18 protein-coding genes and 1 pseudogene are annotated in these 24,405 nt (G+C 59.9%); 7 read left to right on the top strand and 12 right to left on the bottom strand.

The annotated features are described in order from the left end of the window. Positions 1-28 precede the first annotated feature (28 nt). The gene (locus tag ACE3OA_RS18675) at positions 29-826 is read left to right on the top strand and encodes a carnitinyl-CoA dehydratase (RefSeq protein WP_374313543.1); all 798 of its coding nucleotides are present in this window, start codon (positions 29-31) and stop codon (positions 824-826) included. 60 nt (positions 827-886) lie between these two features. On the opposite strand, the gene ACE3OA_RS18670 is transcribed toward ACE3OA_RS18675, so the two are convergent. From ACE3OA_RS18670 to ACE3OA_RS18645, 6 genes are all read right to left on the bottom strand, one after another. After that, entirely contained in the window at positions 887-2,995 is a 2,109-nt protein-coding gene (locus tag ACE3OA_RS18670; RefSeq protein ID WP_374313541.1) for a DUF4114 domain-containing protein, read from the bottom strand. A gap of 205 nt (positions 2,996-3,200) precedes the next feature. Beyond that, complete coding sequence (locus ACE3OA_RS18665; RefSeq protein WP_374313539.1) at positions 3,201-4,361, bottom strand: acyl-CoA dehydrogenase family protein; 1,161 nt, start codon at positions 4,359-4,361, stop codon at positions 3,201-3,203. A 5-nt stretch (positions 4,362-4,366) separates the two neighbouring features. Further along, positions 4,367-4,864, bottom strand: coding sequence for a thioesterase family protein (locus ACE3OA_RS18660; RefSeq protein ID WP_374313537.1), 498 nt, complete (start codon positions 4,862-4,864; stop codon positions 4,367-4,369). Positions 4,865-4,868: 4 nt separating this feature from the next. Then, positions 4,869-5,828, bottom strand: a complete 960-nt coding sequence (locus ACE3OA_RS18655) for an L-carnitine dehydrogenase (RefSeq protein WP_374313535.1) — start codon at positions 5,826-5,828, stop codon at positions 4,869-4,871. 21 nt (positions 5,829-5,849) lie between these two features. After that, positions 5,850-6,740 carry a 3-keto-5-aminohexanoate cleavage protein gene (locus ACE3OA_RS18650; protein WP_374313533.1) on the bottom strand — a complete coding sequence of 297 codons (891 nt, stop codon included), beginning with the start codon at positions 6,738-6,740 and terminating at the stop codon, positions 5,850-5,852. 124 nt (positions 6,741-6,864) lie between these two features. Continuing rightward, positions 6,865-7,857, bottom strand: a complete 993-nt coding sequence (locus ACE3OA_RS18645) for a GlxA family transcriptional regulator (RefSeq protein WP_374313531.1) — start codon at positions 7,855-7,857, stop codon at positions 6,865-6,867. Between the two features lie 133 nt (positions 7,858-7,990). Here ACE3OA_RS18645 and ACE3OA_RS18640 point away from each other — a divergent pair, with 133 nt between their 5' ends. The 6 genes from ACE3OA_RS18640 to ACE3OA_RS18615 all read left to right on the top strand — a co-directional run bounded on the left by ACE3OA_RS18640 (position 7,991) and on the right by ACE3OA_RS18615 (position 16,442). Continuing rightward, on the top strand, positions 7,991-8,953 hold the full coding sequence (locus ACE3OA_RS18640; RefSeq protein ID WP_374313529.1) for an alpha/beta hydrolase: 963 nt from the start codon (positions 7,991-7,993) through the stop codon (positions 8,951-8,953). Positions 8,954-9,160: 207 nt separating this feature from the next. Continuing rightward, positions 9,161-10,747, top strand: coding sequence for an ABC transporter substrate-binding protein (locus ACE3OA_RS18635; RefSeq protein WP_374313527.1), 1,587 nt, complete (start codon positions 9,161-9,163; stop codon positions 10,745-10,747). 131 nt (positions 10,748-10,878) lie between these two features. Then, on the top strand, positions 10,879-11,847 hold the full coding sequence (locus ACE3OA_RS18630; RefSeq protein ID WP_374313525.1) for an ABC transporter permease: 969 nt from the start codon (positions 10,879-10,881) through the stop codon (positions 11,845-11,847). A 24-nt stretch (positions 11,848-11,871) separates the two neighbouring features. After that, positions 11,872-12,756: an ABC transporter permease gene (locus ACE3OA_RS18625; protein WP_374313523.1), complete on the top strand. Its 885-nt coding sequence runs from the start codon at positions 11,872-11,874 to the stop codon at positions 12,754-12,756. A gap of 61 nt (positions 12,757-12,817) precedes the next feature. Further along, complete coding sequence (locus ACE3OA_RS18620) at positions 12,818-14,407, top strand: ABC transporter ATP-binding protein (protein WP_374313521.1); 1,590 nt, start codon at positions 12,818-12,820, stop codon at positions 14,405-14,407. Between the two features lie 10 nt (positions 14,408-14,417). Then, positions 14,418-16,442 (top strand): CocE/NonD family hydrolase, encoded by a 2,025-nt coding sequence (locus ACE3OA_RS18615; protein ID WP_374313519.1) that lies wholly within the window; start codon positions 14,418-14,420, stop codon positions 16,440-16,442. Positions 16,443-16,509: 67 nt separating this feature from the next. Here the strand turns inward: ACE3OA_RS18615 and sseA are convergent, their stop codons facing one another. The 6 genes and pseudogenes from sseA to ACE3OA_RS18585 all read right to left on the bottom strand — a co-directional run bounded on the left by sseA (position 16,510) and on the right by ACE3OA_RS18585 (position 24,171). Further along, the gene (gene sseA, locus ACE3OA_RS18610) at positions 16,510-17,364 is read right to left on the bottom strand and encodes a 3-mercaptopyruvate sulfurtransferase (protein ID WP_374313517.1); all 855 of its coding nucleotides are present in this window, start codon (positions 17,362-17,364) and stop codon (positions 16,510-16,512) included. Positions 17,365-17,377: 13 nt separating this feature from the next. Beyond that, a complete protein-coding gene (locus ACE3OA_RS18605; protein ID WP_374313515.1) occupies positions 17,378-17,494 on the bottom strand; it encodes a hypothetical protein in 117 nt (38 codons plus the stop codon). A 368-nt stretch (positions 17,495-17,862) separates the two neighbouring features. After that, positions 17,863-18,084, bottom strand: a pseudogene (locus tag ACE3OA_RS18600) (alanyl-tRNA editing protein); the annotation flags it as partial. 70 nt (positions 18,085-18,154) lie between these two features. Beyond that, positions 18,155-19,153: a cysteine synthase A gene (locus ACE3OA_RS18595; protein WP_374313597.1), complete on the bottom strand. Its 999-nt coding sequence runs from the start codon at positions 19,151-19,153 to the stop codon at positions 18,155-18,157. A 98-nt stretch (positions 19,154-19,251) separates the two neighbouring features. Beyond that, positions 19,252-20,961, bottom strand: coding sequence for an adenine deaminase (gene ade / locus ACE3OA_RS18590; protein ID WP_374313513.1), 1,710 nt, complete (start codon positions 20,959-20,961; stop codon positions 19,252-19,254). Positions 20,962-21,099: 138 nt separating this feature from the next. Further along, the gene (locus ACE3OA_RS18585; protein ID WP_374313511.1) at positions 21,100-24,171 is read right to left on the bottom strand and encodes an EAL domain-containing protein; all 3,072 of its coding nucleotides are present in this window, start codon (positions 24,169-24,171) and stop codon (positions 21,100-21,102) included. Positions 24,172-24,405 lie beyond the last annotated feature (234 nt).

The raw sequence follows: 24,405 nt of genomic DNA, 5'->3' as shown, positions 1-24,405 counted from the left end.
GATTTGCGCAGTGGAGGAGGGTGCCTAAATGTCGGAAGCCGTAAAGGTCGAGCGTCGGGGGGCGGTGCTGGAGATCACGCTCGATCGGCCGAAGGTGAATGCCATCGATATCGAGACCTCGCGCAAGCTGGGCCATGCCTTCTGCCTGCTGCGTGACGATCCTGATCTGCGCGTCGGCATCATCACGGCCGCGGGTGAGAAGATCTTCTCGGCCGGCTGGGATTTGAAGGCCGCTGCGGCGCAGAACCTGGTTGGCAAGTGGTGGAAACATGATTACGGCCCCGGCAGCTTCGCCGGCCTTACCGAACTCTGGGACCTCAACAAGCCGGTCATTGCGGCGATCAACGGCCTCTGCCTCGGCGGCGGCTGGGAACTGGCGCTCGCCTGCGACCTCATCATCGCAGCTGATCATGTCGAATTCGCCCTGCCGGAACTGCCGCTCGGCATCGTGCCGGATTCCGGCGGCGTGCAACGCCTGCCCAAGCGCCTGCCGTACAACATCGCCATGGAGATCCTGCTGATCGGTCGCCGTATGCCGGTGCAGGAAGCGCAGCATTACGGGCTTGTGAACAAAGTCGTCCCGAAGGAAAAGCTCCTGGAAACAGCGCGCGAATGGGCCGACCTCATCGCCACCGGGGCGCCGCTGACTGTGCAGGCGCTCAAGGAGTGTGTTCGTGCGATGGAAGCGGTTTCGGTCGAAGACAGCTTCAAGCTGATCCGTTCCGGCACTATGAAGACCTATGAGGCGGCTGATTCCTCGTCCGATGCCAAGGAAGGCGTGAAAGCGTTTGCCGAGAAGCGGAAAGCTGATTTCAGGGGCAACTGAACGTTCGCGGAGCGACCAAAGTCATCGCTGACGATGCCCTACGCCCCATCGGATCGATCATCATACGATCGTCTGCGCCATCTGGTTGCTGACTTCGACCACCGCCTGATGCACCCCGTCGTTGAAGGTGTAGGTCGTGAAGTCGGCGCCATGATCGGTGGCAGACCAGCCGTCGCCGGTGAGTGTCAGGCTGTCGCCCTGCTTGCCGAGTATGGTCAGGTGATGGTCGCCATCGGTCATGTCGAGGACATCGTCGATGGAGATGGAAATATAGTTGTGGCCAGCCCCTTTGGCATCGATCACTTCAATATTATCCAGCATCGTGGCGTCGTTGTGACCAAAGCTCATATTGCCGTGGCCGAGCTGGACGGTGTCCTGACCGCCACCTAGATCGTGATACTGTCCGATCTCCTGAATGTTGAGATGGAGGACATCGTCCGCACCAGCGTCGACGGTGCCGGTGACTGTACCATCCGCCGTATGCGTGAATTCGATCGCGATGGTGCTGACATTTGACGGCTGCCCGTCTGTATCGGTCACTTCATAGCTGATCTCACGACCGCTCTCGTCCATACTCGTGGTCGAGAAATAGATGTGATTGATAAAATCCTCAAACGCCTCAACCGTTTCGGCTCCAGCCTTGGCGACGACGGTAATCGTCAAGTCGTTGCCGGCGTGAGTGACGGTCACGTCGAACAGTGAATTGTCGGGTATGTTGAGGTTGTCGCCAGGCAGAAATCCCTCTGTAGCAATAACGGCGCTGGTCAGATGCGTGCTGTCGGCATCTGAGAGATCGACCGATGGTTGGGTCACTGTCTGGGTCAGTTTGTTGATATTGTAGCTGCCCATATCGACACTGATGACCACGTCCTGATAGTCGCGGTCGCCGCCGCCGGCAAGATCCTCGAAACCGACATAGAGTTTGCCGTCGGCAGGTGTGGCCGTACCGGACAGAGTATGTTCGATGTCATTGGTATAGCTGTCGGTGTTGAGCGACTTGTCGTGAGTGAAATAGACGTTCCCGGAAAGCGGCTTGCCATCCACCAGGATCTGACCATTGCCTTTGGCGTCGGTGGCGAAGCTCAGATGGTGATTGAGCGCGGCGAGATCGTCATCGTAATTGTCCGCTTTGCTGTCGCCGGCGGCCAAGGCGAGTATTTTTTGGTTGTCTTTGCTGCTTGCACCGTCGGCAACGATGAAGAATCCGAGCTTGGTGTCGGCAGCGACATTGCCGAGGGAGATTTCTGAGGGTTGCGAATTGCCGAGGAAGTCCTTGCCCAAGGCACCGCCGATCGTTCCCTGCTTGATCTGGCTGGCATCGAGCCAAACGAGTTTGACGCTATCCGGAATAGTCTTGCCGTTGGCATCGAAAGCGTAGACACCGACCATCGATTTGTAGCCGGCGCCTTCCGACACGAAGCCAAGCTTGACCTCCGCCGACTGGGCCAGGGTCAAGTTTCGATTGTCGACACCATTGACCATGGTCGGGTCAATGGTCTTGCCCTCGTCACCGCCCTTGGTGAGGTAGTCGCCGACTTTTTGATCGCCCAGGGGATTCTGTTTTCCGGTCGTGACAGTCGTCTGGTATTCGACCTTGCCGTCCGTGGCGACGATTTCTGGAGCGAGATAGACGGGTGCAGGTGGGGCGGTCCCGGTAGGTGCCTCATCAGCCGGTGGCTCGTCGTTCAGGATCTCATCTGCCGGCATGTCAATTGAAGGCGCCTGCGCCTCTTCGGGCAGGTCTCTCAGGGCGGATCGCAGCGGCGTGAGCTCCGCTTCGACGACTTCACCGCGATGTGCACCCCCATCGATCAGGGGCGCAAAATCCTGCGTCGTCTGCTGCAAGCCGCCGACGGATTTCAGGCCATCGATGCCTTGGCTGTCTTCGAACGCTGCAAACCGCCCGCCGCCGCTATCAGCTTCAACAGGCTGATTGTTCTGCTCCGGGCCGCCCGCGGCGGTCTTGAAGTTGGCCAGGGCATCCGGCCCGCCGGCAAGTAATTCTGCCAATTGATCGACGGGCAGGGTGCTGCCATCGGGCAGGCTAATTGGCGCATCCGGGGAAATCTCTCGCGGCAATCCCTGCGGATTACCGTTGACGTCAAAGAAGGCCAAGTGGTTGCCGTCGATTTCAACGAGATACTTACCGATCTTAACGAGCTGCGCCATGGCGGCGGACTTCCTCAAATCCATTTGAGGAGAGGATGTACGCCCCCTGCGGGATTGGGCAGGGGACAACGATCCGAATCTGCATACTTGGATGTGCGGGTTCGCGCGGATTTGCCGAAAACCCGCGCCTCGCCATGCGCATTAACGCCTTGCTAATATTTTGCCGCGAATTCGGGAATGGTTAGCGGCACATTTGTGCGGTTCTTTAGCTTTCGAACGGGCGTAGCAAAGCGCGCGAGATGATGTGGCGTTGAATCTCGGATGTGCCGTCCCAGATCCGCTCGACGCGGGCATCGCGCCAGAAGCGCTCTATACCGGTTTCTTCCATGAGCCCCATGCCGCCAAAGATCTGCACGGCTTGGTCGGTGACGCGGGACAGCATCTCGGTCGCGAACAGCTTGGCGATGGCGTAGTCCTGGTCCTGGACACTGCCTTCGGCCGTCTTCCAGGCGGCTTGCAGGACCAGGAGATTGGCTGCCTCGATCTCGGTCGCCATGTCGGCGAGTTTGAATGAAACGCCCTGAAACTTGCCGATGGTCTGGCCGAACTGCTTCCGGGTGGCAGCCCAGTTGGTGGCCATTTCCATCGCACGCTGCGCCCGGCCGACGCATTGTGCAGCCACCGTAAGGCGGGTGGCGCCCAGCCAAGTGTTGGCAACGTCGAAGCCATGATGCACCTCGCCCAGGACCTGGCGCTTGTGAACCCGGCAATTGTCGAAAACGAGTTCGCAATGATGGAAGCCGCGATGACTAACCGAGCGCGAGCCCATGTGAACCTCAAGGCCCGGTGTGCCCTTGTCGACCAGGAAGCTGGTGATCAGCTTCTTCGGTCCGCGCTTCGTCTCTTCAACGCCAGAAGCGGCGAACAGGATGATGTAGTCGGCGACGTCGGCGTATGAAATGAAGTGCTTGGTGCCATTGAGGATGAAGTCGTCACCGTCGGCTTCGGCACGCGTCTTCATTGAGCGAACGTCGGAGCCGGCATCCGGTTCGGTGATGCCCAGACATTCGACACGCTCGCCGCGGATGGTTGGCAGCAGGTAACGTTCCATCTGCTCGTCATTGCAGGCGCGCAGGATATTGCTGGGGCGATGGACAGCGTATTGCAGGGCAAAGCTGGTGCGGCCCAATTCGCGCTCGAAGAGGGTCAGGTGAACGTGATCAAGACCGCCACCGCCCAGTTCCTCCGGCATGTTCACTGCATAGAAGCCGGATTTGATGGCACGGTCGTGGATCTGCTTGATCAGCTCTGGACGGACATGATCAGTCTTCTCGACTTCGCTCTCATAGGGGACAAGTTCAGCTTCCACGAAGGCGCGCGTCGCCTCGACGAGCATCTGCTGCTCGCTGGTCAATCCGAAATTCATGGTCCTCACCCCTTTTTAGGCGGCATTCCAATCGCGCGGCCCATCTGGGCCGGCTTGGGTAATTTAGCGTGTTCGGCGGCTATCTTCTCGATCGCCGCCAGGACGTCCGGCTGAAATGGCGATACGCGCGGGCCGGTCATGTCCATGGAGAGCTGCATCTGCTCATTGGTGGCGACCGGTTCAGCCCCGTCGCCAACATACATGGTGTGGAAGATGTGGAGACGCTTGGCGTCGTGGCCAAGGAACGTCGTCTCCACGCGCACTTCCGCGCCGACCTTCACTTCTTTCAGATAGTTGAGATGCAGTTCGGCCGTGAATAGCGAATGTTGGCTGCGCTCCCGCCCCGCTGCATCGAGCCCGATCTGGTCCATCATGTGATCAGTCGCGTGACTGAAGATGACCAGATAGAAGGCGTCGTTGAGGTGTTTGTTGTAGTCGGCCCATTCGCGCAGGACCACCTCTCGATGCGGCCTCAAACCAATGCGGCTGGGCAGGGCGCTCATCGCATTAGTCCTCGTACTTCCAGCCATGCTTGGCCTTGGCTTCGGTGATCGCGTTGATCACGCTGATGATGCAATCGTCACGCAGGCGCTCGAGATCCTTGATCGAATGCGTGCCGGCTTGAGCCTCGGTGCCCTCGACGATCTTGTTGATGAGATCGTCGGTGAGCGGCGGTGCCTTGAGATGCGTCCAGGGAAGTTCCAGCGCCGGGCCGAACTGCTCCAGGAAGTGCTTCATGCCCGCTTCGCCGCCTGCCATGTGATAGATCATGTACATGCCGAAGAAGGACCAGCGGATGCCGAAGCCGAAACGGATGGCGTCGTCGAGTTCACCGGTGGTGCAGTAGCCGTCCTTCACCATATGAAGGCCTTCGCGCCACACGGCTTCCAGCAGGCGGTCGGCGAGGAAGCCGGGGACCTCCTTGCGCACGTGCAAGGGGCGCATGCCGAGGGATTTGTAGAACGCGATAGCGGCCTGGATCGCTTCCGGCGAGGTCCACTTGCTGGGGCAGACTTCAACCAGTGGCAGCAGATAAACCGGGTTGAATGGATGGCCGACCATGCAGCGTTCCGGATTCTTCGCGTCCTTGTAGAAATCGGACGGCAGCAGGCCGGAGGTTGAGGAGCCGATCATGGCATCGGGCTTCGCCGCGGCGGTGATCTGGGCGTGGAGCTTTAGCTTAAGGTCTTCGCGCTCAGGTGCCGATTCTTGGATGAAGTCGGCATCCTTGACGGCTTCCTCGACGGTCGAGACGAAGCTCAGGCGGCTCTGCGAGGCACCGGGCTTCAGGCCTACCTTCTCAAGCGCCGGCCACGCATTGGCGACGTTCTTACGGAGCTGCTCTTCCGAGCCCTTGCCGGGATCCCAGGCAACAACGTCGAGGCCGGCGGCGAGAAAACGGGCCGCCCAGCCCGAGCCGATGACGCCGGTGCCGATGACGGCAGCTTTCTTGATATTGGTGATCATGATCTCTTCGTCCTTGTTCGATTAGCCGCGGGCCTTGAGGCCGAGCTTCTTGCGGCCTTCGGCCGGGGTGAGCGGGCGGGCGCCGAGGCGCGTGATGATCTCGCAGGCGCGCTCAGTCAGCGAACCATTCGAGGCATGAACGCCCTTGTCGAGCCAGATATTGTCCTCGAGGCCGATGCGGACATGGCCGCCCAGCAGCATGGCCTGGGCCAGCATGGGCATCTGCATGCGGCCGATGCCGAAGCCGGCCCAGATCGCACCTTGCGGCAGGTTGTCGACCATCGCCTTCATGGTGGTGGTGTCGGCGGGGGCGCCCCACGGAATGCCGAGGCAGAGCTGGAACATCGGGTTGTCACCGAGCAGGCCTTCCTTCTGCATCTGTTTGGCGAACCAGAGATGGCCGGTGTCGAAGATCTCAAGCTCCGGCTTCACGCCGAGTTCCTGCACCTTCTTGGCACCCGCGCGCAGCATGTTCGGCGTCGAGATGTAGGTGTAGTCGCCATCGCCGAAGTTGAGTGTTCCGCAATCGAGCGTGCAGATTTCCGGCAGCAGCGCCTCGACATGGGCGAGGCGGGTGAGGGGGCCGACCAGGTCGGTCGCCTTGCCGAATTTGAAGGGATCTTCACCTGCGCCGATTTCAAGATCGCCGCCCATGCCGGCCGTGAGGTTGAGAATGATGTCAGTGCCCGATGATCGGATACGGTCGACGACTTCGCGGTATAGATTGACGTCCCGGCTGCCCTTGCCGGTTTCCGGATCGCGGACATGGCAATGCGCCACAGTGGCGCCGGCCTTGGCAGCCTCAATCGCCGCATCGGCGATCTGCTTGGGGGTCACGGGGATCGCCGGGTGCTTACCCACGGTGTCGCCAGCACCGGTCACGGCACAGGTCACGATCACTTCATAGTTCATGGCTACTCTCTCTATACGGCAGGAGGATTCTTGAATTGGCGAGATGCTGGCTTGGGCGGTTCTAATCGGGTTGACGCATTTCGACAAGCGTTTGATCTATTACGTCATCAATCAAACTCTCGCACTAGCGAAGGACGGGCATGATTCCGAGGGCCGGACGGCGCCTTTCGGCGCTGGGCGCTTTGCCAGCCCAGCCATGATAGCTGCGGGAGAAATGGGCGGCTGAGCCGAAACCGCAGGCAACGGCAACCTCTACAATCGACATGTCGGTATATTGCAGCATCGATCGGGCTCTCTGCAGACGGAGATCGAGGTAGTAGCGGCGCGGTGACATGCCGAAATAGCGGTCGAATAGTCGTTCGAGTTGGCGCAGGGACATCCCGGCCGCTTTGGCAAGGGCGGCACTCATGACCGGCTCCTCAAGTCGGGATTCCATCAACTTGATCACGCGCGACAGGCCAGCGTGGCTGATGCCCTGGCGTTCCTTGGGTTCCATGCGCTGACGGTCACCTGGACCGCGGATCTCAGGGTGGATGAACTGCTCGGAGACGGCTGCGGCAATGCGGTGGCCGTGCTGACGGCGGATCATATGCAGCATCAGGTCGAGCGACGCCGTGCCGCCGGCGCAGCTCCAGCGATTGCGATCCATGACATAGAGAGAGTTCTCCACTTCGACCTTGGGAAAGGCCTCGCTGAAACTGTCGAGGCTTTCCCAATGCGTGGTGGCCCGGTATCCGTCGAGCAATCCGGCGCGAGCGAGCAGGAATGCGCCTGTGTCGATGGCACCCAATTCTACGCCCGCGGCGTTCTGGCGCTGCAGCCATTGCTTCAAGGGAGCATCAAAGTGGCGCAGCGGGTTGAAGCTGGCGCAGATGACGACCATCGGATAGCTCGGGTGCTTGGCGATGGAATGATCGGCGGCAAGCGACATGTTGTTGGAGGCCGTCACTGGATTGCCATCGCGAGACAGGACTTCCCATCGATAGAGCTGGCGTTCTGCCATGCGGTTGGCAACGCGCAGCGGCTCGATGGCCGAGACGAAGGCCATCATTGAGAAGAGTGGCATCAGCAGGAAGCCAATCGTCACGGTCTGGTCGTTGGCGGGTGATGGCGTCATGATCGATCGGTCAATTCAAAATTGAGGGCGCGGGTCAAAATTGAGGATACTGGCGGATTTCGGTTGTCGCGCGGGATGATGCCGTGTCGAATAAGCGCAATGCAAGTACCGGACAAGACCCGACAGGATGCTCATGAGTAAGCAAATCGCGCCAGCTGACGCCGCCGTCGCTGCCTTTATCGCCGATTCAGACAATGTTTTCACACCGGCCTATGACGCGCTGCCTATGGCGGAGCAGCGCCGCATCTATGAGGAATATTGGCGGCGATATCATGCGCCGCGCCCCAATGGGGTGACTGTCGAGACGGTCATGGTGCCGGCGCCCGGCGGAGCACGGCGCGGCGTGCTCTATCGGCCACCGCAAGACGCCGGTGTTGAGGCGCCATTGCCGGTCGTGATCTATTTTCATGGCGGCGGCTGGATTCTGGGCTCGCCGGAGAGTCATGACCTGCCCGTGGCGCGGATCTGCGCCGAGGCGAAGGTTGCGGTGCTTAACCTCGACTACAGGCTGGCGCCGGAGAACGTCTTTCCAGACGCCCTGATGGATTGCCTGGCGGCGGTGAACTGGGTTGCGTCTGCCGGGCGCCAATATGGGCTAGATCAGGATCGCCTGGGGGTCGCCGGCGACAGCGCAGGTGCCAATCTGGCGGCCGGCCTCTGCCACTGGATCAGGGATCATGGCGGGCCACGGATTTGGCATCAGACGCTAATATATCCGGCGCTCACAACAAAAATCGCAGCCGGCCTTTCCGGCGGCGTTTCGGCGGAATCCGTCAGCCACTATGTGCGTGCCTATTTCGGCGGGCAGGAGCTGGCAGAAAATTCATACGCGATGCCGCTTTCTGCCAAATCATTTGCCGGATTGCCGCCGGCCTTCATTGCGACCGCGGAAATGGACCCTATTCTGCCGCATGGCGAAAGCTACATTGAGCGTTTGCGTCATGCTGGCATACCGTGCGGTTATACTTGTGGATTGGGGCTTCCGCACACTTATCTGCGTCTCGTTCATCTGTCGCCGGCAGCAGCGCGTGAGCTTAGTGTTTGCTGCGCTGCGATCAACGCGGCTTTGGCGCTGCAGCAAGTTCGGGCAGCGTGAAAAAATGCAGCACGATCCGGTGATTGTGTCGCATAGCAATGACGGGATGTCGTAATTCATCAAGAATTCTTGCCGCGTCGCCCTAATGATGACTTAACTAGAAGAAACGAACGGAGCCTCTGCCAAAGAGCAAGAGGCCCAATCACGCAGGGTTTTGCCGCCGGTCGGCATGGGGTCGGTCGGTTCGGCCGTTAGGGAGAGACAAGAATGAACCAATGGGAAGAGTTGCAGCAGGCCGCTTTCGCCAAGCGTGTCTCGCGGCGTGATTTCATGGTGCGGGCCGCGGCGTTGGGTATTTCGACGGCCTTGGCCACTAGTGTGCTGAGCCGAGCCGGCTATGCGCAGGAACCGAAAAAGGGTGGCAGCTTCAAGATCGGTCTGGGCCACGGTGCCACAACGGATTCGCTAGATCCGGCGACCTATCCGGACCAGATGACCGGTACCGTGGGTTGGGGTGCCACCGGCAACAGCCTTACCGAAATGGACACAGCCGGTAACATCGTCGGCGACCTCGCCGAGAGCTTCGAGCCGTCGGATGGCGCCAAGAAGTGGGCCTTCAAGCTCCGCAAGGGCGTGACCTTCCACAATGGCAAGACGGTTACCGCTGAGGACGTGATTGCTTCGTTCAGGCACCATATGGGGCCGGATTCGAAGTCGGCGGCGAAATCGGTCGTCGATACAATCGAGGACATCAAGGCGGATGGCGACAACATCGTCTTTACGCTGAAGGGCGCCAACGCTGACTTCCCCTTCTATGCCAGCGACTACCACCTGAAGACGATGCCAGCCAAGGCCGACGGCAAGGCAGATTGGGAATCGGGCATCGGCACCGGCCCGTACATGATCGAGAAGTTCGATCCAGGCGTCAGCGCCAAGCTGAAGCGCAACGACAATTTCTACGGCAAGGCCTATTTCGATGATGTCGAAATCAAGGTCATCGCCGATGTCGCGGCGCGCACCAATGCGCTCACCTCGGGCGAAATTCACTTCATGGACCGTTGCGATCTCAAGACCGTCAACCTCCTGAAGAAGAACCCGGACATCAACGTCACGGAAGTGACCGGCTACGGTCACTACATCTTCGTCATGAACGTGACTGCGGCGCCGTTCGACAATCCCGACGTGCGCAATGCCTTGAAGAACGCCGTCGACCGCGAGGAAATCGCCAAGAAGGTGTTCCATGGTTATGCAACTGCCGGCAACGACAATCCGATTGCTCCGTCGGTGCAGTACGCGATCAACCCGGAACCGATCCACACCTTCAACCCGGATATGGTCAAAGAACTGCTGAAGAAGGCGGGCAAGGAAGGCCTCACGGTCGATCTCTCCGTCTCCGATGCCGCTTTCTCGGGTGCCGTCGACGCCGCGACCCTGTTCAAGGAAAGTGCGGCCAAGGCAGGCATTAACATCAATGTCATCCGCGAAGCGGCCGACAGCTACTGGGACGCGGTGTGGCTGAAGAAGCCGTTCTGCGCCTCCTATTGGAATGGCCGTCCGACCTGCGACTGGATGTTCACGACCGCATATGCGGCCGAGGCGCCGTGGAACGACACCTTCTGGAAGAACCCGCGCTTCAACGAGTTGCTGGTTGCGGCCCGTTCGGAAACTAATTCCGAGACGCGCGCCAAGCAGTATGCCGAAATGCAGCAGTTGGTGCATGACGATGGTGGCCTGATCAACATCGTCTTCAACAACTACGTCTCGGCCCACTCCAAGGCGGTCGCCCACGGTGATCTGCTGTCGAACTGGGACGTCGATGGCATGAAGATCTGCTCGCGCTGGTGGATGGCCTAATCCCCAGCTAGTGAATGCAATCGGGCTGCCACCGCAAGGTGGCGGCCCGATCGTGCCTTGTTTAAAGATTTGCTCGCGAAATTGCAGTTCGACTTAACCAGGGGACATCGCGAGGGCGCGGTGGGGACGTGATGCATCCAATCACAAGAACGATCCTGCAGCGACTCGGACTGGGTCAGATGACTTTGTTCATCGTTTCGATCGTCATCTTTTCACTGGTTGAATTTCTGCCCGGCGACTTCACCAAGGCCATTCTGGGCCAGGCCTGGACCCCGGAAACCGGTGCCGCCTTCGAGCGTGAAATCGGTCTCGATAAGCCACCGGTGACCCGCTACATCAATTGGATCGCTGATGTCGCACAGGGCGACTTCGGTGAGTCCTTCGCCAGCCGCGTCGACTACCGCCGTACCGTTGCGGATTTGATCGAACCACGCTTGGCAAATACTCTGTTTCTGGCCAGCCTCACCGCCATCATCGCCGTGCCCCTGGCCTTGTTCCTCGGCATCATGGCGGCGCTCTATCGCAATTCGATTTTCGACCGTGTCGTCAATGCGGCGACCTTGACGACCATCTCGATGCCCGAATTCTTCATGGCTTATCTGTTGATGCTGTTCCTGTCCGTGAAGCTGCATTGGTTTCCGAGCCTCGCCTCGGTCGATGCCGACACGGCGATCGGCGAGCGTCTGATCCGCTGTGCGCTGCCCGCACTGACGCTGACGCTGGTCATCGTGGCGCATATGATGCGCATGACGCGCGCCGCCATCATCAATCTATTGGCCAGTCCCTATATCGAGATGGCGCGCCTCAAAGGCCTCAGCAAGAGCCGGGTCATCCTGCACCACGCCCTGCCGAATGCCTGGGCGCCCATCGTCAACGTCATTGCGTTCAACCTCGCCTATCTGGTGGTCGGCGTTGTGGTGGTCGAAGCGGTCTTCACCTATCCAGGCATCGGCCAGTTGATGGTTGATGCGGTCACTTCGCGCGACATTCCGGTCGTGCAGGCCTGCGCGCTCATCTTTGCCGCCACCTACATCCTGCTCAATCTGACGGCCGACATCATTTCGATCGCGACGAACCCCCGTTTGCTGCATCCGCGCTGAGAATGAGGGGGAGGGGACCACAAAATGGCTGAAGCAATGACAGAAACAAAGGTCCCACGGGCGCGCCGCTCGAAAGTTAGTGCGTCGATGAAGGCGCTGAAGAAGGCGCCATGGAGTGCTTGGTTCGGCCTCATCGTGCTGTCTGCCTACATTCTGGTCGCGTTGTTCGCCTCCCAGATTGCGCCGTTTAAGGAAGCCGAGGTCGTCGGCGATTCCTACATGCCTTGGGAGGCGCCCTATTATCTGGGGACCGATCAACTGGGCCGAGACATGTTGACTCGCATGATCTACGCCGCACGAAACTCGATGGGCATCGCTTTCGCAGCGACCATGTTCTCGTTCCTGACCGGCGGCATCCTTGGCATCATGGCATCGATCCTGCGCGGCTGGTTCGACCAGGTGGTGAGCCGTTTCATCGACGCGCTGATGGCTATTCCCAGTCTCATTTTCGCATTGATGATGCTCTCGATCTTGGGGCCGACAGCAATCAACCTCATCATCGTCATCGGCATCGTGGACGCAACGCGCGTTTTCCGCCTGACGCGTGCCGTGTCTATGAACGTCGTTTCCCTTGACTTTGTCGAGGCTGCGAGATTGCGCGGTGAAAGGCTTCCTTGGATTGTCTTCCGCGAGATCGTCCCGAACATCATGCCGCCGCTGGTGACCGAATTCGGCCTGCGCTATTGCTTTGTCTTCCTTACCATCAGCTCGCTTTCATTCCTTGGCCTTGGCCTGCAGCCGCCGACGGCGGATTGGGGATTGATGGTGAAGGAGAATGCGACGCTGATCATTTATGGCGATATCACGCCACTGCTGCCGGCCGGTGCGATCGCGCTGCTGACAGTTGCCATCAATTTCGTCGTCGATTGGTTCTTGCACAAGACAAGCGGGTTGCGCGATGGGCAATGACAATTTGAAACAGTCGGCCGCGAAACAGCCGGGGCGTACTAAGGGAGACGTTCTCCTCGAGATGCGCGGCGTGATGATCGAGGGCGAGAGCGACGACGTCTGGCATCAAATTGTGAAAGGCGTTGATCTCACGTTACGCCGTGGCGAGGTTTTGGGTTTGATCGGTGAGTCAGGTGCCGGCAAATCGACCCTCGGTATTGCCGCCATGGGCTTTGCCAGGCCGGGTTGCCGCTTCAACGGTGGCACGGTGACGTTCGACGGCATGGATCTGCTGAAGGCCACGGATGAAGAGCGTCGCAAGTTGCGCGGCTCGCGTATCGCTTATGTGGCGCAGAGCGCTTCTGCTTCGTTTAATCCGGCCCATCGTCTGATCGACCAGACCATCGAGACCGAGACGCAGCACGGCATTCGCGATGTCGCTGCCTCGATCGCCGATGCCAAGGATCTTTACGGGCGATTGCGCCTGCCTGACCCGAACAATATCGGCTCGCGCTATCCGCATCAGGTGTCGGGTGGTCAGCTACAGCGCGTCATGACGGCGATGGCGATCACATGCCGGCCGGACCTCATCATTTTCGATGAGCCGACGACAGCGCTTGATGTGACGACACAGGTCGAGGTGCTGGCCTCGATCCGAGCCATTGTCGAAGAATTCCATACGGCAGCCATCTACATCACCCACGACCTGGCGGTTGTGGCGCAGATGGCGCATCGCATTATGGTGCTGCGTCACGGCAAGCTGGTTGAAGAGGCGCCCACGCGCGAGATGCTGGCCGCGCCGAAGGAAGCCTATACACGCTCCTTGTGGGCCGTGCGCGGCCTTGCCAAGCAGGAATCTACCACCGAGGATCTGATCCTCAAGGTCGACCATATTGATGCCGCATATGGCAATGCCGTAAAAATTCTGGATGACGTATCGGTATCGGTACCGCGCGGACGAACAGTCGCCGTCGTTGGAGAATCCGGTTCCGGCAAATCGACCCTGGCGCGCGTCGTCACCGGCCTGCTGCCGCCCAGCAAAGGCTCTGTCCAGTTTAACGGCGCCGATCTGCCACCGGCGCTTGCCCAGCGCGACAAGGAGAGCCTGCGGCGTATCCAGATGATCTATCAAAGCCCGGACACGGCGCTCAATCCGCGCCACCGGGTCTATGACATCATCGGCCGTCCGCTGACCTTCTACCACAATCTCACCGGCAAGGCGCTGGAAGCGCGGATCATCGAACTGCTCAAGATGATCGAACTCGATGAGAGTTATATTGATCGATTGCCGGGTGAAATGTCTGGTGGTCAGAAGCAGCGCATCTGCATTGCGCGCGCTCTTGCGGCCGAACCTGATCTGATCATTTGCGATGAGGTGACATCGGCGCTGGATCAGATCGTGCAGGAGGAAATCCTCAAGCTGCTGCTGCGGTTGCAGGCGGAGTTCGATATTTCCTATCTGTTTATCACCCACGATATCGCCACGGTGCGCGCAATTGCCGACGAGATTGTGGTCATGAACCAAGGCAAAGTGGTACAACAAGGCCTCAAGACCAAGGTTCTGTCACCGCCTTATCCGGCCTATACCGAATTGCTGCTGTCTTCCGTGCCGGAAATGGATCCGGATTGGTTGACCACTCTGCTGCATAAACGGCAGGCCAAAGCCAAGTGAGTACTTTTTCATGGCCCAAGCCGTCGAGTTGCCGCTGAAAGTCGAAGTCACCGAACATCTGTGGATCACCCTGAAGGATGGCTGTCGCCTCGCGGCCAGGATGTGGTTGCCGGAAGGTGCCGCCGCGAAGCCGGTGCCGGCCATCCTCGAATATATTCCCTATCGCAAGCGTGATGGCACGCGCGGCCGCGATGAGCCGATGCACAGCTATTTTGCCGGCCATGGCTATGCGGTGCTGCGCGTCGATATGCGCGGTTCCGGTGAGAGCGATGGGCTGTTGTGGGACGAATACATCCAGCAGGAGCAGGACGACGCGCTCGAAGTGATCGACTGGATGGCGGCGCAGAAATGGTGCGACGGCAATGTCGGTATGATGGGCAAGTCCTGGGGCGGCTTCAATTGCCTGCAGGTCGCCGCACGTAGACCGAAGGCGCTGAAGGCCGTAGTCTCTGTCTGCTCGACCGATGATCGCTATGCCGACGACATTCACTATATGGGCGGATGTCTGCTTAACGACAATCTGTGGTGGGGCACAATCATGCTGGCCTATCAGGGGCGGCCGGCCGATCCAGAACTGGTCGGTGCCGGCTGGCGCGATCAGTGGCGCGAGCGGCTGGAAAACATGCCCTTTTGGCCGGCCCTGTGGCTGAAGCATCAGCGCCGCGATTCCTATTGGCAGCATGGCTCGATCTGCGAGGATTGGGATGCCATCCAGGTGCCGGTCTACCTGATCGGCGGCTGGGTCGATTCCTATACCAATGCCGTGCCGCGTATGCTGCAGCACCTCAAAGTGCCGCGCAAAGGCATCATCGGTCCTTGGGCGCATATCTATCCGCAGGATGGCACGCCGGGACCGGCGATCGGGTTCTTGCAGGACGCGGTCGCTTGGTGGGATCGGTGGTTGAAGGGCAAGCAGAACGGCGCCGACAAGGGGCCGATGCTGCGTGCCTGGATGCAGGAATACACGGCGCCGGAAACCACGCGCCAGATGCACCCTGGTCATTGGGTGGCCGAGGAAATCTATCCATCGACCGGCATCGCACCGGAAGTCCTCTACCTCAACAAGGATGGCCTTTCGCCGATTGGTGGGGCGGAGGAAAGCCTGCCGCTGTGCTCGCCGCAACATGTCGGCATGGTGGGCGGCGAATGGATGGGGGCTGGCTGCGTCGGCGAACTGCCGGGCGACCAACGCCTGGATGACGTCGGGGCCCTGGTCTTCGATTCCGCGCCGCTCAAGGAGGCTATGCAGGTTCTGGGAGCCCCGGAACTTGACCTCGAATTCACCAGCGACAAGCCGGTGGCACAGCTCTGTGCGCGTCTCTGCGATGTGGCGCCGGACGGCAAGTCGCTACGTGTGAGCTATCAGGTCATCAACCTGACCCATCGCGACAGCCATGCCAATCCGACGCCGCTCGAACCAGGCAAACGCTATCGCTTCAAGCTCACCATGAATGCCTGCGGCCATCGCTTTGCATCCGGGCATCGTATCCGGATCTCATTGACGAGTGCCTATTGGCCGCTGATCTGGCCGGCGCCAGAGGTGGCGACACTGGGTATCGTGGCTGGTGTTAGCCGCCTTTCGTTGCCGCACCGCCGTCCGCAATCGACCGACGGCATTGAGCCCTTTGAAAAACCGGTTGCCGGACCGGCGACACCGATTTCGCAGGTCACCGCGGGCAGCGTTACACGCGAAGCAATCTTCGACCTTGTGTCGGGTGCGATGCGCTATGTGACGGACGGAGAGGGCGTGTTTGGCGAAGGTCGTCAGCGATTCGACGAGATCGGCATCGAGGTCCTGCACAATATCCGTCGGGAGTTGAACATCGCGCCAAATGACCCACTTTGTGCGTCCTATACCTGCAAGCAGAGCCATGTGCAGTCGCGGCCAGGCTGGGATATTCGCATCGACGTTACCTGCCGCATGAGTTCGACCCATGACGATTTAATCATGACCGCGGAACTCGATGCATTCGAAAACGGCGAGCGCTTTGCCAGCCGAAACTGGCGAGAAGTCGTGAAGCGCGATTTGCTGTAGGTTCCTTGCCTCATTCGTGGTGCCCGGGCGACGCTCCTGGCACGGCGAATTGGCAAGTCGCCAGCTTCTATGGTTCGACCGGCGTATCGCCGGGCAGTCCCCATTCGGCCCAGGAGCCGTCATAGACCGCGACGTCGCGGTGGCCGATGAGGCTGAGGCCGAGCGCCAGGACACAGGCGGTGATCCCAGAGCCGCAGGAAGTCACGACCGGCTTCTTGAGATCGATGCCCGCAGCGGTAAACCTGGCCTTCAGCGTGTCACCATCATGGAAAGTCTGATCCGGCTTCAGAAGCTGCGTATAAGGCAGGTTCTTGGCACCCGGTATATGACCGGAGCGGCGGCCGGGCCAGACTTCGGGGTCGGTCGCATTGAATCGGCCGCTGGCCCGCGCATCGAGTGACTGTTCGCGCTGACTGGTGATATTGGCCAGCATCTGTGCCTTGCTGCGCACCTGGGTATTGTCAAGCCGGGCGCTGAAATGGCGTTCACGCGGATTGGGCGGCAGGTCGTCGACGGGCCGCCCTTCCGACAGCCATTTTGGCAGGCCGCCATCAAGGACAGCCACTTCCTTGGCGCCGAAGATACGGAACATCCACCACACGCGGGCAGCGCTCATCATCCCGGCGCCGTCATAGACGACGATGCGATTGCCGTCGCCGATGCCGAGGCGGCGCACACGCGAGGCGAATCTCTCCGGCGCCGGCAGCATATGGGGCAGGGTGGAGTCCTTGTCGGCGATATCGTCGATATCGAAGAATACGGCACCGGGGATATGCCGCTCGTCATACTCCGCGCGGGCGTTCTTGTTCTGCATGGGCAAGTAGTAGGTCGCGTCGACAATGCGCAGATCCGGCTGATTGAGATTGGCCTGCAGCCAGTCGGTCGGAACGAGATATTGCGGGTTAGCGTAGCTGCCGGTCATGGAAAGTCCGTACCTATTTGAATGCAATGTTGACGCGCTTGTTCATCTTGCCCTTGCTCTCGATCTTGACGATCTCGACCGGCCCGATCTCCGATGTGTTTTTGACGTGCGTGCCGCCACAGGGTTGCAAATCGATCCCGGGATGTCGAGCAGGCGCACCTTGCCTTGGCCGCTGGGCGGTTTCACCGACATGGTGCGCACCAATTCCGGATGGGCGGCCATTTCTGCGTCGGAGATCCAGCGCGGTGTCACGTCATGATTGCCGTCAATCAGCGCATTGAGAACAGCAGTCAGGGCTGCTTTGTCGAGCACGGTCTCTGGCGCAAGATTGAAATCGAGCCGGCCCTTGCCGTCGCTGATCTGGCCGCCCGTCACGTCGCCCTTTACGATGGCGCAAAGCAGATGGAGACAGGTGTGCATGCGCATCAGGCGGTGGCGCCTGTCCCAATCGATCGCCGCCGTCACTTTTGCGCCAACCGCCGTTAGCGCACTTCCCTCGGCCGGAATGTGCAGGATTTCGCCGGGAGCAGCGCCCTTGCGTGTGTCGATGATATCGATGCTTGTACCGTCACTGAGAAGCAGTCGGCCGACATCGCCTGGCTGGCCGCCACCCATCGGATAGAAGACCGTACGGCTAAGGCCGATGCCCTCGGCACCGGCGGCCGTCACTTCAGCTTCGCAGCTGCGCAAATAGGAATCCTGGCGAAAGAGTTCTTCCATCCCGATCAACGCTTCTTGTTGTTAGGCGCTGATCATAATGGCGCGCTATTCGCCTTACAACCTGCCGAAACTAGAGCCAGCCGGGAGTCGGAAGGCCTTTCGAGAGCAGGAAGGCCGGATTGAACAGCTTTGACTGATACCGCGTCCCGAAGTCGCAGAGGACCGTGACGATGGTATGGCCTGGCCCCAGTTCCTTGGCGAGGCGGATTGCACCGGCGACATTGATGCCGCTGGAGCCGCCGAGGCAGAGGCCTTCCTCGCGCAACAGGTCGAAGACGATCGGCAGCGCTTCGGCATCAGGAATCTGGAACGGGAAATCGACCGGCGTACCTTCAATATTCTTGGTTATGCGGCCTTGGCCGATGCCTTCAGTAATCGATGATCCGGAGGATTTGAGTTCGCCCGTCTTGAAATAACTGTAGAGCGCAGCACCTTCCGGGTCGGCGAGACCGATCTTGATCTTGGGGTTCTGTTCCTTGAGGAACATCGAGATGCCGGCCAGCGTGCCGCCCGTACCGACCGCACATACGAAGCCATCGACCTTGCCATCGGTCTGCTTCCAGATCTCCGGCCCTGTGGTGCGGTAATGGCCCTGGCGATTGGCGACATTGTCGAACTGGTTGGCCCAGATGACACCGTTCGGGTTGCTCTCCTTGAGTTCCTCAGCGACTGTTTCGGAAACGCGCACGTAATTGCCGGGGTCCTTGTAGGGCAGGGCCGGTACCTCGCGAAGTTCAGCGCCAGCAAGGCGCAGCATATCCTTTTTTTCCTGGCTTTGCGTCTCAGGGATGATGATCAGGGTCTTGTAGCCGCGGGCATTGCCGACGAGGGCGAGGCCGATGCCTGTATTGCCGGCGGTGCCTTCCACGATCAGGCCGCCCTTGCGGATGAGACCCTTTTCTTCCGCGTCTTGAATGATGGCCAAGGCTGCGCGGTCCTTCACCGACCCGCCGGGATTGAGAAATTCCGCCTTGCCCAGGATGGTGCAGCCCGTCAGCTCCGAAGCTTTCCGCAGCTTGATCAGGGGCGTGTTGCCGATCGCATCGACGAAGCCTTGCCGGAAATCCATCATATTCCTCGTAGAATTCATCAGTTGGTGTGAAATCTAGGTCCTTTGCAGCCGCCAATCAAGGGCCAGACGGATTTTATGGGCTGAGCCAGGGCGTTTCAGGCCGCAATCAGCTCAAACTTATCCACATCCACCAGGCCCAAATCTGTGATTTTGAGGTGTGGAATGACAGGCAGGGGTAGAAAAGCCATCTGCAGGAATGGTTCCGCCAGAGGACAGCCAAGATCTCGCACCGCGACCCGGAGGGCCTTGATTTCACGCGCCACGGTGCGGAAATCCCGATCACTCATGAGGCCGGCAAGTGGCAGCGGCATTTCTGCCAGCACATTGCCGCCCTCGGCCAACACGAAGCCGCCTTCCAGTTCGATCAGGCGGTTGACGGCGACAGCCATGTCCGCGTCGTCGCTGCCGACGACACAGATATTGTGACTGTCATGGCCGATCGATGACGCAATGGCGCCGCGCGGCAGCTTGAGGCCTTTGACAAATCCGCGCCCCACGGACCCCCTCTTGCCGTGCCGTTCCAGGACGCAAACCTTGATGACATCGTTGTCGAGATCGACCAGTCGCTCGCCATTCCGATAGGGCAGGCTCATGGTGAGGAAATCGGTAAGCACCTGGCCCTCGCGCAGACCGATCACCGGACCGGTCGGGCCGCTCGCCGGCACGCGGAAAATGCCGGGGTCGACCTTGGCCAGTTTGATCGAGCGGTAGCCGACAGGGGCCGGCATCGCCCGTGTATCGAACAGGGCGTCATCGACCAACTTGCCACCGGCAATGACGGTGGCGACATCGCAGGTTTCGAGGTCGTTGAGCAGCACGAGATCAGCCCGCTGACCTGGCGCGATCAGGCCGCGATCGGTGAGGCCGAAGCCGCGCGCTGCCGACCAGGAGGCGAGGCGATAGACATCGGCCATCGGGGCGCCGGCCTTGATGGCGCCGCGGATGAGGTGATCGATATGGCCTTCCTCAGCGATATCGAGCGGATTGCGGTCATCCGTGCAGAAGCCGAGGAACGGCGCGGTCGTGGTGCTGATGATACCGGCGAGTGCCGCGAGGTCCTTGCAGGCACTGCCTTCACGAATGAAAACCTGCATGCCCTTGCGCAATTTTTCCCAGGCTTCCTGCGCGCTCGTCGTTTCATGGCAATTGCGGATGCCGCAGGAGAGATAGGCGTTTAGCTCGTAACCCTTCATCAATGGCGCGTGGCCGTCGATATGCCCGCCCCAGAAGGCCTCGATCTTGTCCATGACCTCCGGCACTTTGTGAAAGATACCGGGTGCGTTCATGAACTCAGCGAGGCCGATGACCTTGGCGTGGTGACGATAGGGAACAAGATCCGCCGCAGTCAGTCGCCCACCGGCCGTCTCAAGATGCGTCGCCGGCACGCAGGAGGAGAGCTGGACCCGCAGGTCCATCGCCGTTTGGTCGGCGCTGGCGAGGAAGAACTCCAGCCCATCCTTGCCAAGGACGTTGCACATCTCATGGGGATCGCAGATGGCTGTGGTGGTGCCGCGCGGCAGGGCGCAACGATCGAATTCCGCCGGGCCTACCAGGCTTGATTCCACATGCAGATGGCAATCGACAAAACCCGGCACCACGGTAAAGTTTCGGCCGTCGATTTCCCGCTTGCCGCGATAGCTTTCATAGGTCCCGACAATCCGGTCGCCGCACACGGCGATATCGCCCTGTGCAACCTCGCCGGTTGCGACGTTGAGAAAGCGGGTGTTCTTGATGACCAGATCGGCCGGTTCGCGTCCCAGGCCCTGATCAATGCTGTTTTCGATCCGATGTCGCAGTTCCGTCATGCCACACTCCTGTGGCGGAGAAGCCTAGCATGTGCGCCCGTCGGTGGCCACCGGCGGCTGACGAGCTATATAGGGGCTTGAATGCAAGCGCCTCGCAACAATAGATTTTGTTGGGACCGACCTCTGGTTACGGGCCGCTCATCCCTTGCGATGCTTTTCGCGATTGCGTGCCAGGAAGACCGACGCTTCTCCGGCCGGCAGTGGCTTTGAATAGAGATAGCCCTGGCCGAACTGGATGCCGAGACGCGTGAGTTCCACTGCCTGTTCTTCCGTTTCGACGCCTTCGGCGACAACGTCACGTTCCAAAATATGCGCGAGGCTGGCGATGACGCGCACGATCTCCAGACCCTCACGGCTGTCATTGATGCGCATCACGAAGGAACGATCGACCTTGAGCGTGTGGAAGGGAAAGCGGTGCAGATGGCTCAAAGATGAATAACCGGTTCCGAAATCGTCGATAGAAACCTTGCATCCCAGGGCGATGATCCGGCGCAGCACTTCATTTGTGCGCTCCGGATTGTCCATGATCAGGCTCTCGGTGATTTCCAGCTTCAGCGCATGCGCAGGAATTCCCGCCACCTTGATTGCGCGCTCGATATCCTCGACCAATCCGACGGCGGCGAATTGCCGACCGGAAACGTTGACGGCGATCTGTGGCGGATCGCCTTCGGCCGGCATCCAGGCAGCAATCTGTCGGGCGGCGTCCATGATCGATTTACGGCCGATATCGATGATCATGTCGGTATCTTCGGCCAGCGGGATAAAGTCGACCGGCGAGATCAACCCGCGTTCTGGATGGCGCCAGCGGATCAAGGCCTCGAAGCCATGGAGATGGCCGTCCTTGAGGTCGATGATCGGTTGATAGAACAGTTCGAACTGGTCGCCGGCCGAAATGGCGCGCTTCATATCAGCCTCGAGGCCGAAGCGCTTCATGGCCGATTGATGCATGCTGGGTTCAAAACGCACGACCTGTCCGCGCCCCTGTGCTTTAGCCCGGTACAGCGCCAGATTTGCATCGCGCAGCAATTCGTCTCCGGCCGCACCGGCAGCCTGCGAGGCGAGGACGTAGCCAATTGACGCCTCAATCTCGATTGGGCGACCGAGGATTTCCATATGCTGCGCAAGGACCGTCTTCAACATGACGATCAATTCCTCGACGCCTTCCTCCACATTGCCGGCAACGAAGCGGGTGACCGCATATTCATCTTCCCCGAGATGCGCCAGGGTGTCTTCCGGCCGGACATGCTCCTCGAGATTTCGTGCCAGGGTAATCAGAATGTCGTCGCCGACCTTCTGGCCGAGCGTTTCGTTGTAATGGCCGAACCGGTCGATATCGAGGATAGCCAGGACGACGTCTGCCTGCGGATCCTTGGCCCATAGCTGTAGCGCCTGGTCGGTACGCTCGACCAGCAGAGCGCGGTTGGGCAGGCGAGTAAGATGCGAATGGAAGGCATTGAAGAGAAGATCCTGTTCGGCCTTCTTGCGAATGGTGATGTCAGTCATCGAGCCGGCAAACCGTGTCGGCTTACCATCCTGGTTGCGCACGGCCATGCCGCGGATCGCCACCCAGCGGTCGTTGCCTTCGCCATGGCGCATCCGGAGCTCTTGCTCAAAATGCGTCGAACTGCCGCTCAGATGCGCGTCGATGGCGGCGCGCATCATATCGATATCATCACGGTGGACGCGATCGAACCAGTCGCCTGGCTGGCCGGACAGGCGGTCTGCGCGCAGGCCCAGCATCTGTTGCCAGCGGCCTGAGGTGAAGAAGGTGTTGTTGACAAGATCCCAGTCCCACAGGCCGTCATTGGCACCACGGGCAGCCAGGGCGTAGCGTTCTTCGCTTTCGCGCAAGCTCTGCTCGGCACGACGGCGTTCACGCTCTTCGCTGAGGCTGCGCAGCGCCAATTGCGTTACGGCGTTGAGGAGGATCGACAGAACCGGATAGAGCAGGTTGATCCAGACCCCGCCGGGGAAAAGGGCAAAATAGGTCAGCACGCACCAGCTGGCGGCAAGGCCAACACTACCGAGGATGCCGGCACTGATCGGCAGGAAGCGGGCGACCAGCGCACTGGCGCTGCCCAAAATCAACACGGCCAACAAGCTGGCATAGGTGGCCCAACTCGGCCTGGCCAGATTGCCGCCATGGATCAGGCGCTCGGCCATCGTCGCGTTGCGCACTACCCCGGGCATTTGATAGTCGAACGGCGAGCGCACGAAATCGGAACCGCCCTGATAATTGGTGCCGAACACGACCAGCTTGTCTTTGAATGTTCCGGGCTCAAATCTGCCGCTGACGACATCGGCGAAGGCAATTGTGGGCATCGTCGCGGCATCGCCGAAATAGTTGACGATGACACTGTTGTCGGGATCGAGAGTGATGACCCGGTCTTTGCCGAGACGGATGGCCGCGCCGAGATCGATCTGCACGCTTTGCCAGTCGATACCGAGATAATGTGCGATTGCGGCCAGGGTCATTGAGGGAAAGCAATCGCCGTCAAAATAGGTGGCGAGATATTCTGACCGTGGAGCCCCGTCGACATCATGATTGATGTTCACATTGCCGCCTGAAGCTGCCGCTGCGGCGAGTGAGGGCAGGGGCGCCTGCAATCCGTTGCCGAATTCGGCGACGCGATCTGGCGAACAAGCTGGCTTGGTGCGGACGAAGGCCCAGGGGACGATCGCATTCGGCGTCTCGCGGCTGCCGCTGTCGGTCGAATAGGCGAACGGAAGGATGACATTGCCGGCCTGCCGCATCGAATCTGCAAGGACAATATCGGCGGCGCTTGCTTCGGCAAGTGAGCGTGCCTGCTGTGCGGGCGCAGAATCTGCCGGCAATGCCCGGGCCAATCCATCCAGCTGCGCTCTGATATCCTGTGGCAGATCGAGTTCCGGCTCCAGCCACAGATAGTCCATGGCGATGGTCTTGGCTCCACCAGCCGCAACGCGGTCGATGGCTTGCGCAATAACACGCCGGCTGACGGGCCATCGGCCGAGCGCCTTGTTCGATGCTTCGTCATAGCCGACCACGACGACATCACCGCTGGGAACTTCCGGTCCTCTGATCAGAAAACGCGAATTGAGCGTGAGCCGCTCGATGCGCTCCAATTGGTCGGGGGCAATCAAGGCGAGGAGAAAGACCGCGAGCGACGCCAGTACCGCAGCGATGAGGCTGCTGTTGCGCCAGCCGAAACGGGGGCTATTTGGGGCCACTGGGCGATCCGGCCGGATGGCGATTGACTGCGAATTCTCGTTCAAATCGGCCGATTCCCTGCGCAAGGTTTCCGAACAATGGCCTTGTTCGCGAGGAGAATTCAACTCGTTGAATCAGGTATTTATCTCAAAAATCGGTGCGAGCTCACATTTTAAGGGTATGGTTAAGAAAGAATTTATACCGCAACAGGATGTATATAATCATTTATAAACAAAATAGTACAAAGAAACTTT

This window comes from Dongia sp., assembly GCF_041906375.1.
In the GTDB taxonomy this organism is placed as follows: Bacteria; Pseudomonadota; Alphaproteobacteria; order Dongiales; family Dongiaceae; genus Dongia.
The sequence above is the reverse complement of the archived record's forward strand: the minus strand, read 5'-3'. Positions and strand labels throughout refer to the sequence as shown.